Origin of the sequence: Stenotrophomonas lacuserhaii, from assembly GCF_039674585.1 — a bacterium.
GTDB classification, from domain to species: domain Bacteria; phylum Pseudomonadota; class Gammaproteobacteria; order Xanthomonadales; family Xanthomonadaceae; genus Stenotrophomonas; species Stenotrophomonas pennii_A.
On record NZ_JBDJNU010000003.1, the window covers coordinates 130,658 to 142,858 of the forward strand.

General features: G+C 64.3%; 11 protein-coding genes. 7 read left to right on the forward strand and 4 right to left on the reverse strand.

Annotated features, from left to right (window positions below; all coding sequences use genetic code 11):
* Positions 1-258: 258 nt before the first annotated feature.
* Complete coding sequence (locus ABE522_RS02215; protein WP_313218389.1) at positions 259-483, reverse strand: helix-turn-helix domain-containing protein; 225 nt, start codon at positions 481-483, stop codon at positions 259-261.
* Positions 484-987: 504 nt separating this feature from the next.
* On the opposite strand from ABE522_RS02215, the gene ABE522_RS17490 reads away from it, so the two are divergent.
* Positions 988-1,608, forward strand: a complete 621-nt coding sequence (locus ABE522_RS17490; RefSeq protein ID WP_406846283.1) for a histidine phosphatase family protein — start codon at positions 988-990, stop codon at positions 1,606-1,608.
* Positions 1,609-1,956: 348 nt separating this feature from the next.
* On the opposite strand, the gene ABE522_RS02220 is transcribed toward ABE522_RS17490, so the two are convergent.
* Entirely contained in the window at positions 1,957-2,373 is a 417-nt protein-coding gene (locus ABE522_RS02220; protein WP_301868541.1) for a MerR family transcriptional regulator, read from the reverse strand.
* A 105-nt stretch (positions 2,374-2,478) separates the two neighbouring features.
* On the opposite strand from ABE522_RS02220, the gene ABE522_RS02225 reads away from it, so the two are divergent.
* From ABE522_RS02225 to ABE522_RS02250, 6 genes are read left to right on the forward strand one after another with little or no spacing between them, the layout of a single operon-like run.
* Positions 2,479-3,096, forward strand: coding sequence for a cation efflux transmembrane domain-containing protein (locus tag ABE522_RS02225; protein ID WP_301868540.1), 618 nt, complete (start codon positions 2,479-2,481; stop codon positions 3,094-3,096).
* Positions 3,093-3,449 carry a hypothetical protein gene (locus ABE522_RS02230; RefSeq protein WP_301868539.1) on the forward strand — a complete coding sequence of 119 codons (357 nt, stop codon included), beginning with the start codon at positions 3,093-3,095 and terminating at the stop codon, positions 3,447-3,449. The genes ABE522_RS02225 and ABE522_RS02230 overlap by 4 nt, the downstream gene beginning before the upstream one ends.
* A gap of 56 nt (positions 3,450-3,505) precedes the next feature.
* On the forward strand, positions 3,506-4,786 hold the full coding sequence (locus ABE522_RS02235) for a TolC family protein (protein ID WP_346590248.1): 1,281 nt from the start codon (positions 3,506-3,508) through the stop codon (positions 4,784-4,786).
* Positions 4,783-5,733: an efflux RND transporter periplasmic adaptor subunit gene (locus ABE522_RS02240; RefSeq protein ID WP_301868537.1), complete on the forward strand. Its 951-nt coding sequence runs from the start codon at positions 4,783-4,785 to the stop codon at positions 5,731-5,733. The genes ABE522_RS02235 and ABE522_RS02240 overlap by 4 nt, the downstream gene beginning before the upstream one ends.
* 8 nt (positions 5,734-5,741) lie before the next feature.
* Complete coding sequence (locus ABE522_RS02245; RefSeq protein ID WP_346590250.1) at positions 5,742-8,939, forward strand: efflux RND transporter permease subunit; 3,198 nt, start codon at positions 5,742-5,744, stop codon at positions 8,937-8,939.
* Complete coding sequence (locus ABE522_RS02250; protein WP_346590251.1) at positions 8,936-9,214, forward strand: hypothetical protein; 279 nt, start codon at positions 8,936-8,938, stop codon at positions 9,212-9,214. Before ABE522_RS02245 ends, ABE522_RS02250 begins: the two co-directional genes overlap by 4 nt.
* Positions 9,215-9,229: 15 nt before the next feature.
* Here the strand turns inward: ABE522_RS02250 and ABE522_RS02255 are convergent, their stop codons facing one another.
* Both ABE522_RS02255 and ABE522_RS02260 read right to left on the reverse strand, forming a co-directional pair.
* On the reverse strand, positions 9,230-10,327 hold the full coding sequence (locus ABE522_RS02255) for a UvrD-helicase domain-containing protein (RefSeq protein ID WP_346590252.1): 1,098 nt from the start codon (positions 10,325-10,327) through the stop codon (positions 9,230-9,232).
* Positions 10,305-11,885, reverse strand: a complete 1,581-nt coding sequence (locus ABE522_RS02260) for an ATP-dependent nuclease (protein WP_346590299.1) — start codon at positions 11,883-11,885, stop codon at positions 10,305-10,307. The genes ABE522_RS02255 and ABE522_RS02260 overlap by 23 nt, the downstream gene beginning before the upstream one ends.
* Between the last annotated feature and the right edge of the window lie 316 nt (positions 11,886-12,201).

Consider the following 12,201-nt stretch of genomic DNA (forward strand, 5'->3'; position numbering starts at 1 on the left):
AAATTTCTCATCTGGTCGGGGTTTCAATCGCTCGGAGATGGCTGCTCTCAATGGATCCATCCATTCGGCGTCACGCCGCCGTAATGAAACGTGTCGAGACACCCAGCTTCCTGCAGAACCGGAACCTGGCTCTTCAGGCTCTGCCGTTGGCTCTAAGAGATCTGACATCTGGGCCCGCTCGCACGAGTTGTGGCTAGCCTACGGCCGAATGCAGGTCCCAGCAAACGCGACCGCAGTCCCCGCTATGGCCCTGCCAACCTAAAGCCCGGCAGCAGCCAAGAGCTCGGACGGCTTGATCCCTAGCCCATTTGCGAGCCGGACCAGGGTCCCTATAGTGATGTTCTTCTCGCCTCGCTCAATTGCACTGTAGTAGGCGCGATGCATTGAAATTGCGTCGGCGAAGCGCTCTTGGCTCGAGCCGGTGGCTAGGCGGCTTGTTCGAATGGCTGCCCCAAGTTGGAGCGCTAGATTCTCTTCCTGCATGGGCACAGGATTGGCGTTGAGCTACTTCTATAGCTACCACCCTAAAGGTAGACTACTTATAGGTATCAGCTGACAAAGCCATGGCGCTGCTTCTAATTGATCCCGATTACGACCTCCTGCTTGACCTAGGCGCCCCAGTTGGTGTGCTTGAGTCCGTACAAGAGCAGTGGCTGCGGCTGGCCCATGACCCGGAACGTGAAGAGTTTGCAGCTCGGATTGCGGCTCGCCTTTTGCCAGTTCTATCAGACTGCCTCGACTGGGACCTGAAGCCACCCACTTCCGCACAAGTAAGCTATGCCGTGTCGCTTGCGAGGAAGTTAAACCTGGAGATACCGGCCAAGGTTCTCCAGCGCCGCAGCGACATGGGCGCTTTTTTGGACGCTAACGCAAATCTGATCCTAGGTTCGAAGCGTACGCGCGGTCGCCTTAAACCCCCGAAATCCGCATAAAATTGGTATCGCACGCACTCTCGTCCAGAGGAGAAACGAACTCAAATGAGACTCAATGCTCACGCTGATTAGACACGCGCAAAGCACCGCAAATGCTGGCTTTGCAACGCATGATCCTGCGACCATTCCTCTGACGCCGGCGGGGCATTTGCACGCGAAACAATTGGCGCGATCAGCGTTCCCCTCTCCAGTAGGGGCAGTCTGGAGCTCACCTTACTTGCGGGCAGTCCAAACGGCGACCCCTACTGCAGAGCGGTACGGGCTGACTGTCCAGGAGCTCCCCATCCAAGAGTTCACCTATCTTTGCCCGGCTCGCTGTGCGGGGACGACTGCAGGCGAGCGGATGCAGTGGGTCGAAGACTACTGGAGCCGCAGCGATCCGAACTACATAGATGGGCCCGGTGCGGAGTCATTCTCAATGCTCGTCAGGCGTACGCGTGACGCTCTTTGTCTGCTTGAAGCCGGAAGGAGTGCCGGGCATACCCTCGCCTTCAGTCACGGTCAGTTCCTGCAGATGATCTTTTGGCTGCATGTGTACAAGGGCGCCCCTGTTTCGAAAACTGGAATGCGAGGTTTTCGCGCTTTAGACCTGCGGACACCGATCCGCCACTGCGAGGGGCTCAGCGTGCACCCGGCTTCACCCACTCTCGCTGCTACCGTTTTGCGATGGCCATGAAGGAGCGACGCCCGTACCGTCGGCAAGGACTCATTACGTTAAGGGTCAAACCTGCCTAAGCGTCCGAAACGCAAGGATGAGTGTGCCGTCTCGGTTGCAGATCCCCCCAGACCTATTTCACGAAGTCGTTATATTCCATCACACCAGTCCACGTACTCCATCATCGCCTTCCGGTCGCAGCTTTGGAATTGGGCCAGCAGGCAAAGACGCGACGCAGCGAGTGGCTGCTGGGAACCGAGCGGCGGCAACCCGGCACTGCTCAGCAACACGCGCAGCAGACGCACCAAGCTGTTGGGAAGGAGGCCTTACGCGCTAGTCGTACCACACTAGTTGAGCGGTCCAGTTCGGTCACTGGCGCGTGGTGGCCTCCACCGAGGTCGGCTGGCGCAGAGTCGACAGGATCGTGCACTCCGCCCGCTGACCACCATGGCAACTAGCAATCACCCGTTCCAACTCGCTGGCCATGCGCTGCAGATCGGCCATGCGGGCGCGCACGTCGGCCAGATGGCTGCGGGCCAGCCGATCCACGTCCCCGCACGAAAGCTCCTCATCGCCGGCCAACTGCAGCAGGCTGCGGACCTCTTCCAGGCTGAAGCCCAGATCCCGGCCACGCGCAATGAAGCGCAGCCGCTCGATGTCGGCCGGTCCATAGACCCGGTAGCCATTGCCCGAGCGCCCCGGGCGCGGCAGCAAGCCGATCCGCTCGTAGTAGCGGATGGTCTCCAGATGGCACCCGCTGGCGTCGGCAGCTTCACTGATTTTCATTCGTAGTACGCTTGACTCCGTAGTAGCTACGGACTTTACCCTCACCGGCTGTGTCATGCCAGCGGCCCGCCCGGGCCCGGCTTCCCTGCGAATGGAGATGTTCCGATGAGTGATTGCGGCTGCCACCACGAGGCCAAGAATGCGCAGGAGCGGCGCGTCCTCTGGATCGCCCTAGCGTTGAACGCGGCGATGGCCGTGATCGGCGGCATCGCCGGCTGGGTTGCTCATTCCACCGGTCTGCTGGCCGACGCCCTGGACATGCTGTCCGACGCCACCGCTTATGCCATCGGCCTGGTCGCCATCGGGCGCACGGCCCGCTTCAAGGCGAACGCAGCCTGGGTCAGCGGCAGCGTGCTGCTGGTGCTGGGCGTGGGTGTGCTGCTGGAGGTCGGCCGTCGCGTGATGTACGGCGCCGAGCCGGTTAGTGGCTGGATGATCGGCACCGCCCTGCTGTCGCTGGTGGTCAATATGACCGTCCTGCGCATGCTGGCGCCGCTCAAATCCGGTGAAGTGCACCTGCGGGCGACCTGGCTGTTCACCCGCGCCGATGTGGTCGCCAATGTTGGCGTGATTCTGGCCGGCCTGCTGGTGTGGTGGCTGGCCAGCCCGTACCCAGATTTCGTGATCGGCGCCCTGATCGGCCTGTATGTGATCAAGGAGTCCTTCGAGATCTTGGGTGATGCCCGCCGGGCACGTGCCGACGCGAGCAAGACGGCTGCATGACCAGGCTTGGCCGGCTGGGTTCTGGCCTGCGCTGGCTCTTGCTGGCGCACTTGGCCGTGGGTCTGGTGGCGCAGCCGGTGCTGGCACTGGTCGGCGAGCTACATGTTCAAACCCACCTGGCCACTGCCGACCGCGGCCCGGCAGTGTCGCCGCCAGCTGCCGAGCGTGGCGTAGACGTCGCCCTGCACCGGCTTCAGCAGCTGGTGCTGTGTTGCGGCCAAGCCGTGCCGGCCCCTGAGATGCTGCTGGCCGTGGCGGACATCGGTCGGTACTTGCACGAGGTGGACGCCGATACGCCCCGGTATCCGCCCGCGCACCTGATCGCGCCATTCCGACCGCCGATCGCAGGGTGAGGTCGGCCGGCATGCGCCGGCGCCCTGTCGATATCGAGAACCTTCGGAGTACTTCCATGCATGTGCGATTGGCGGCTATAGCCGCATGGCTGCTGTTGGGCGGCGCGGTGACGACGCCGGCGGCGGCGGCCGAATTGATGACTTTGGACGACGCGTTCGCGCGTGTGGCCCAAACCCACCCCGAGCTGCGCCTGGTGGATGCGCGGGCCACCGTGCTCGCTGCCGAGCGCGATCAGGCCATGCAGCGCCCACCGTGGACGGTCGGTGCCGAGGTCGAAAATGCATTGGGCACGGGCGTGGCCCGTGGTCTGGACAGCGCCGAGCTGACCTTGAGCCTGAGCTCAGTCCTGGAGCGCGGCGGCAAGCTCGATGCGCGCCGAACCCTTGCCCAAAGCCGGATTGATGCGCTGGCCGTGCAGCGGGAGACCGGTCGGCTGGACCTGCTCGCCGAGACGGCGCAGCGCTATCTGGCCGTCGTTGGCGCCGACCGTCAACGACGGCTGGCGGACGTGGATGTCGGCCAGCGCCAGCGGACCGTGGCGGCCGCCCGGCAGCGCCTGCAGGCCGGTGCTTCGCCCGAATCGGTGGTACTCACCGCGCAGGCAGCGCTGGCGCGGGCCGAGCTGACCCGTGATCGGGCCGATCAGCAGCGAATCGCCGCCCGTCAGCATCTGGCCGCACTGTGGGGCGAACGTGCTCCCAACTTCGAGGTGGCTGCGGCCGATCCCATGGCCTTGCCGGCGATCGCGTCCATGCAGACGCTGGCCGAGGAACTGGAGCGGACTCCGGAGCTGGCGCAGTTTGCCGACGCCCGTCGGATCGCGCAGGCGCGACTGCAACTGGCGCGTTCGGCGGCCTCGCCAGACCTGTCCTGGCAGCTCGGTGTGCGCCGCCTGCAGGAGTCCGACGACACCGCGCTGGTGGCCAGCGTGTCCATGCCACTGGGCAGCCGCAGCCGCGCACAGCCGGAGATTCGCGCCGGCGAAGCCGAGCTGGAGGTGCTGACGATCGAGCGCGAGGCCAAGGGCCTGTCGCTGTACTCCACGCTGGTCGAGGCCCATGGCCGTTACACCGTGGCGCAGGCCGAAGTGGCGCGGCTGCAAGGAGACGTACTGCCGAAGCTGGCCCGGGCCGAGCAGGCTGCCGAGCGCGCCTATCGCGCCGGCGCGATCAGCTATCTGGAATGGGCACAGCTGCAGTCCGAACGCACGGCCATGGCCCAGCAGCAGCTGGACGTGGCGCTCGATGCGCAGCGCGCCCTGATCGAAATTCAACGACTGACCGGCCAGGCGCTTGTCACGCCGCCGGCGGCCGCTTCCACCGGAGAGACCCCATGAATCGCTTTTTCTGGACCGCACTGGGCATGGCCCTGATGCTGGCCGCCTGCAACGCGTCGACCCCCAACGAAGCCTCCGAGGGCGGCGCCGCCGCTGAGGGCGAAGAGCACGGCGAGCACGAGGAAGCGCCGCTGGAAACCAAGATTGCCGCCAAAGCTGCGCAGGCGGCGGGTATCCAGGTCGCGCCGGCGGGTCCAGGTGAGATTGCTGACGAGCATGAGGTACAAGGGCTGCTCACCCCGATCGATGGGCGCATCGCGCAGGTCACTGCACGCTTCCCCGGACCGGTCCGCTCTGTGCGAGCCGGCGTGGGTGATCAGGTGCGTGCCGGCCAGGCCCTGGCCACCGTGGAGAGCAACCTGAGCCTGACCACCTATACCGTCACCGCGCCAATCAGCGGCGTGGTGATGGCGCGTACGGCCGCCGTGGGCATGGCGGCGGCTGAGGGCGCGCCACTGTTCGAGGTCGCCGATCTGTCCACCCTGTGGGTGGACCTGCACATCTTCGGGGCCGACGTCCAGCACATCGGTGCCGGCGTGCCGGTGACAGTCACCCGCTTGAGCGATGGCGTCACGGCGCAGACCACCTTGGAGCGCGTCCTGCCAGGCACCGCCACCGCCAGCCAAAGCACCATTGCGCGCGCCACCTTGGCCAACACCGATGGCCTGTGGCGTCCGGGTTCGGCGGTCAAGGCGCGGGTCACCGTGGATCGTCAATCGGCGGCGTTGGTCGTGCCGATCACCGCGTTGCAGTCCGCAGAAGATCAGGACGTGGTCTACGTGCAGCAGGGAGAGACCTACCACACCCGGTCGGTCAAGCTGGGGCGCCGCGACGCTGAGCGCGCCGAAGTGCTGGAAGGGCTCAAGGCCGGTGAACAGGTGGTGGTGGCCCAGAGCTTCCTGATCAAGGCCGACATCGAAAAATCCACCGTCGAAGAAGACCATTGAGGCCCGCCATGCTCGAACGCCTCATTGGGCTGTCCATCCGCCATCGCTGGCTGACGCTGGTGCTCACCGCTGCGTTGGTTGCGCTGGGCGTGTGGAGCTACCGTCACCTCTCAATCGACGCCACGCCGGACATCACCAACGTCCAGGTCCAGATCAACACCCAGGCCCCGGGCTACTCGCCGCTGGAGGCCGAGCAACGGGTGACCTTCGCCATCGAAACGGCCATGGCCGGCCTGCCCAAGTTGGACTATAGCCGCTCGCTGTCGCGCTACGGGCTCTCCCAGGTCACCGTCGTGTTCAAGGACGGCACCGACCTGTACTTTGCCCGCCAGCAGGTCGCCGAACGGCTACAGCAGATCGCCTCCCAGCTGCCCGAAGGATTGGATCCGGAGATGGGCCCCATCTCCACCGGGCTGGGCGAGATCTTCATGTACACCGTGGAGGCCGAGCCCGACGCTCGCAAGCCTGACGGCACACCCTACACGGCCACGGACCTGCGCACCCTGCAGGACTGGGTGATCCGGCCGCAGCTGCGCACCACACCCGGCGTCACCGAGGTCAACACCATCGGCGGCTTCGAGCGGCAGATCCACATCACCCCCGATCCGGCCCAGCTGGTGGCGCTGGGCTTCACGTTGAACGACGTGGTCGCGGCGGTCATGCGCAACAACCAGAACATCGGCGCCGGCTACATCGAGCGCAATGGACAGCAATTCCTGGTGCGCGTTCCCGGCCAGCTGGCCAATCTGGAGGCGATCGGCAACATCGTGCTGGACCGCCGCGATGGCGTGCCCATTCGGGTTCGCGATGTCGCCAGCGTGGGCGAAGGCAAGGAGCTGCGTACCGGCGCGGCCACCCAGAACGGCCATGAGGTCGTAGTCGGTACCGCCTTCATGCTGTTCGGCGCCAACAGCCGGGAAGTCTCCCAGGCGGCCGCGGCCAAGCTGGACGCCGCCAACGCAAGCTTGCCTCCTGGAGTGCATGCCAAGGCCGTCTATGACCGCACCGGGCTTGTGGACCGCACCATCGGCACGGTATCCAAGAACCTGATCGAGGGCGCGCTGCTGGTGGTGGTGGTGCTGTTCCTGCTGCTGGGCAATGTGCGCGCCTCGTTGATCACTGCGGCGGTGATTCCGCTGGCGATGCTGTTCACCATCATCGGCATGGTGCGTGGCGGTGTATCGGGCAACCTGATGAGTCTGGGTGCGCTGGACTTCGGCCTGATCGTGGACGGGGCGGTGATCATCATCGAGAACTGTCTGCGCCGGTTTGGGGAGGCGCAGCACGCGCTGAGCCGCCAGCTCAACGATGAAGAGCGCTATGACCTGACCGCCTCGGCCACCGCCGAGGTGATCCGTCCCAGCCTGTTTGGCCTGGGCATCATCGCGGCGGTCTACCTGCCGATCTTCGCGCTGTCCGGGGTGGAAGGAAAAATGTTCCACCCGATGGCGATCACGGTGGTGCTGGCCCTGACCGGTGCCATGGTGTTGTCGCTGACCTTCGTGCCGGCGGCGATCGCCACCTTCCTGCGCGGCCGCGTGGCTGAGCACGACAACCGCCTGATGCGCTGGTCGCGGGCCCGCTATACGCCGCTGCTGGATTGGGCACTGCGGCGCCGGGTCGTGGTGCTGGTAGGCGCGGCCGTGCTGGTGGTGGGCTGTGGCGTGCTGGCCACCCGCTTGGGCTCGGAGTTCGTGCCGAGCCTGGATGAGGGCGACATCACCTTGCAGCCCATGCGTATCCCCGGCACCAGCCTGGAGCAGTCGGTGGCCATGCAGGAAACGCTGGAGAAGCGCCTGGCCCAGTTCCCGGAGGTGGCCAACATCTTCTCCAAGATCGGCACCGCCGAGGTGGCCACCGACCCGATGCCGCCATCGATGGCCGACACCTTCCTGATGCTCAAGCCCCGCGACCAGTGGCCCGATCCGCGCAAGCCCAAGGCCGAGCTGGTGGAAGAGCTGGAGGCGGCGGCCAAGGAAATTCCGGGCAGCAACTACGAGTTCACCCAGCCCATCCAGATGCGCACCAACGAGTTGATCTCCGGCGTCCGTTCGGACGTGGCGGTCAAGGTCTACGGCGACAACCTGGACCAGCTGACGCGCCTGGCCAGCCGGGTCGAGCGGGTCATGCGTAGCGTCTCCGGCGCCGAAGACGTCAAGGCCGAGCAAGTCTCCGGCCTGCCGTTGCTGACGATCACGCCAGATCCGGCGGCATTGGCACGGTACGGCCTGAACCCGGGCGATGTGCAGGAGACGGTGGCCACCGCCATCGGCGGCAGCGTTGCTGGTCAGCTCATCGAGGGCGACCGTCGCTTCGACCTGGTCGTGCGCCTGCCTGAATCGCAGCGCCAAGACCCGGCCGTGCTGGCAGATCTGCCCATTCCGTTGCCGGCAAGCACCAGTGTCGACGAGTCCAGCCGCCTGGCTGCCGGCGCCAATGGCGGGCCTCGTACGGTGCCCCTGCGGGAAGTGGCGAAGATCCAGGTGGAGCGCGGGCCCAATCAAATCAATCGTGAGAACGGCAAGAGGCGCGTGGTGATCACTGCCAACGTGCGCGAACGCGATCTGGGCGGGTTCGTCGGCGAGTTGCGCACGCGCATTGGCCAAGATGTCACGCTTCCAGAGGGCTATTGGATCGATTACGGCGGCACCTTTGAGCAGCTGATCTCGGCCACCCAACGTCTGGGGGTGGTGGTCCCGGTGACACTGGCATTGATCTTCGCTCTGCTGTTCATGGCCTTCGGTTCGGCCAAGGATGCGACCATCGTGTTCAGTGGTGTGCCATTGGCGCTGACAGGCGGTGTGCTGGCACTGGCTCTGCGTGGGATTCCGCTGTCGATCTCGGCCGGCGTGGGCTTCATCGCACTGTCGGGCGTGGCCGTACTCAACGGCCTGGTCATGATCGCGTTCATTCGCCGCTTGCGCGAACAGGGTGATCCCCTGGACGAGGCGGTACGCGACGGAGCCCTTGGCCGCCTGCGGCCGGTGCTGATGACCGCCCTGGTGGCCTCCCTGGGCTTCCTGCCCATGGCCTTGAATGTCGGGGCCGGCTCAGAGGTGCAGCGGCCGCTGGCCACTGTCGTCATCGGCGGCATCGTCTCATCCACCGCATTGACCTTATTGGTGCTGCCGGTGCTCTATCGTTGGCTGCATCGCGACCGAGCTCGCCGCGGCGATCACACTGCCTTGGAGTCCTCTACACCATGAACGAGATCAACCTGGAAAAGGTCCGTGCGGCGATGTTTACCGACCCCGGCGTGAAAGCGGTGGATGACCTGCGCCTAGTCCCCGCCAAAGAGCGCGGTCGTGCGATCGCGGCCACCATCACCGTCGCCGCGCCCTCGGTCGACCAGGACCTGGTGCATGCGGTGATCGCCCGCGTGCTGGCCGACCAATTCGGCATCGATCAGGTCGTGCTGTGCTTCAACGATCCGGGCCCGGTGCCGCCGCCGCCAACCGCGGCACCCTTGAAGAAGATGTGATCCCTGCCCGTGGTTCTATGCGTCTGCGCTAGCAGGCGCATAGACCTGATGACCCGGCAGCGCACATGCGCCGGCATACACAAAGGCCACGCTTTGCCGCGCCCGAGTGAAGGCCACGTAGTACTTCGGTGGCGCGGTGATACGCGCCGCATCGGCCGTGCGCAGGTACTGCGTCAATGGCCCGTTCGGAAAAATGAGGACTCGACTGTAGGTGCGGCCCTTGCACTGCCCAAAGTTCACGGCCGGTAGTCCGTCGCACTTCTGGCGCCGGTCATGCCGGAGCACGGTGGGGGCAAACTCCTGCATGTACGCCGCAACGTCGCCGGGAGCGACGAGGTAGACGCCATCGTGCCCGGTGACCTCGCCATTGCCAGATTGGGTCCGGGGCATCTGCGGATAGAGCGTGTCAGCCATATCGCACAGGGTCTGGACGCAGCGCAGACTGATGAGGCGGTGATCCAGCTGGCATAAGCCGTCCGACTCCCAGATCTGAAACAGCGCTGCCAGATTCGGCCCACGGTATTGACTGTGCCTTTGCGCATAGTTGGTGGCGTACGTTGCCTGGCGCGTATCACCCACCAACGTGATGGCGATATCGCTCTTCAACAGCCGCTCGACCAGATCCAGATCAAAGCCGGCCAGGTCCTGAACTTCGTCGATGTAGAGCTCGTCGTACATGGCCGCCAGGCGTGCGATGACCTGGCCTTGGGTCAGCTCATCGCAGCGCACAGCAAAGTCGGCCGCCCGGTCCGAATACACCCGGTTGCCTGCCAGATAGTGGCGCGCCACCTGGGTGCGTGGGGCGCGGTTGTTGGTGACACCGTCTACGAACAGGATGGTCTCGATGCGAGGCTCAGGACACAGTGCCGCCTGGTACGGGCGGATGCACTGGTGCAGCAGGAAGCCATACCAGCTGTGTAAGGTGACATGGGCGGGCACCGCGCCGGCGTGGACCTCAAACGAGCGCCGGATCTCTTCAAGGTTTTCCAGCGTGTAGGTGACAATCGCAATGCGACGCCCAGGCCGCTCCAAGGCCTGCCGCACCAGCAACGTGGTCTTGCCCGAGCCGGCCGCCGAGAGCAGTACCCGGTTAGGTGATGGCACGCTGGACATAGTCGGGGAACCTGATCGAGTGCGGGCTGTTGAAGATCGCCAGGGCCGTATCGGTCTTATGGCCCTTCATGTACTTGAGCAGCGCCACCTCATCAGCAAACGTCTTGCCCAGCACGGTATTGAGTTCGGCCAGCGAGTTGGCTTTGGTCAGCTGCTCTTCCAGCGATGGGGCGCTTTCGTCGGAATCGTAATAGATCGCGTTGATGTGCTCGGCATAGCGCTCCTGCACAACGGCGATATCACCGTCGTTGTCGGTGATCACCTTGGCGTGGATTTTCAGCCGATCTGCAATCTGCAAGAAGCGCTTGAATGCCAGCGACTTGACCGAAATGATGTCTACGCCGCGAGCCATTGGCGCCACGCCGTGATGGTCGCTGTAGGCACGCTGCACGATCAGCTCATCAGACGGACCCTCCACCAAGATCGCCTGCTTGGCCAGGATCAGCCGCAGCGTGTCGTGGCCTGGCAGCTTCATGAAATAGTCGTGGGTATCGCTGGGCAGCTGGTCCAGCTTCATCTGGCCTTGCGCGCTGAACAGGATCACGTTGTCCACGCCCAGCTTGTTCAACACGAAGCTGTTGTGGGTGGCGATAATCACCTGCTGGGCGGTGGAGAGTGCCGCAATCTTGTCGATCAGCTGGTTCATGCTGGAATATGACAGATGGTTCTCAGGCTCCTCGATCAGCAGCACGTGGGCCGCGCCCGCCGCGTGCATCGCCAGCTTCATCTTCACCGCGCTTTGCTCGCCCTTGCCGGCCTGGGTGAACGGGAGCTCATCTAGGTACGGTGACAAGCTAGTTTCCCACGTTGAGCGCGGCGATGTGTCCACACCCACCGTCAGCGCCCGGTGGCTGATGTCCCCGGTGTGCTCGGTCAAGTAGGCATTGATGGCCGCCACGTCCGCTTCTTCTGAAAAGCTCTGCCGCATGCGGCGGAAGCTCAGCGACAGCGAGACGCGCTGCGCAGGCGTCAGTGCCTGCTCGATGATGCCGGCGATGTAGCGATCAGCACCAGACAAGGTCTTGATGCCGTGCGTGTCGATGATCGTGGAGTCGAACGGAATACTGCGGGCGGTGACGCCATTGTTGGCGAAGGAATACCAGCGCACCGTGTAGTACTCCACCGGCAGGCTGACCGCGCCCTGGTGCTGCTGCAGGTAGGCGTTGAACTCTTCGCGGTAGTCGTCGTTGAGCTCGACCAGCAGCCGGATGCCGGCAGTATCCAGTCGCAGCGAATTGTTGGTGCCGCGCAGCGACGCCAGCGCGGCGTCTGCGCCCAGGTAGGCTTCGATGGAGATCCGTGGCGGCGAGGCCGGCGTGCCTGCAGCAAGGGTCGCCAAATATTCCTGCACCGTGGGCTGGTGGAACAGGTAGGGCGTGAGCTCGTAGGCGAGATTGCGCCCATGCAGTTGCCCGGTGACCACCGCGTGGATGGCCTCCAGCAGGGTGGACTTACCAACCTCGTTGTCCCCCACCACCAGGTTCATGTGGGCGTTGAGGGGCAGGTCCAGATGGCGAAACGACTTGAAGTTGTCGATGACGATACGTTCAATCGGCATGCACAGTCCTTTGCGGCCAGATGTTCGGCGACGAACCCGCACGTCGAAGTGGCCGGCTCGTTGTTCAGAGCGATACTATCTGATCTCTGAACCGCGTAGTGTCGCCCCTGTGCAGGGGGCTTTTATCACCGCAATTCGTGCAAAACCCCCTAGGCACTGTTGCGTTCAGGTGTTGCGCGCTAAACCACCGACCGCGCAACACTACGGCGATCAAGTGCGTCGCAACGGCAAAAGATCCCGAGGCCGCCAAAAATTCATTGAATACGGTGGTTTAGCGACGCAACAAATGGGTGTTTATACCAAGATTGCGAAATCA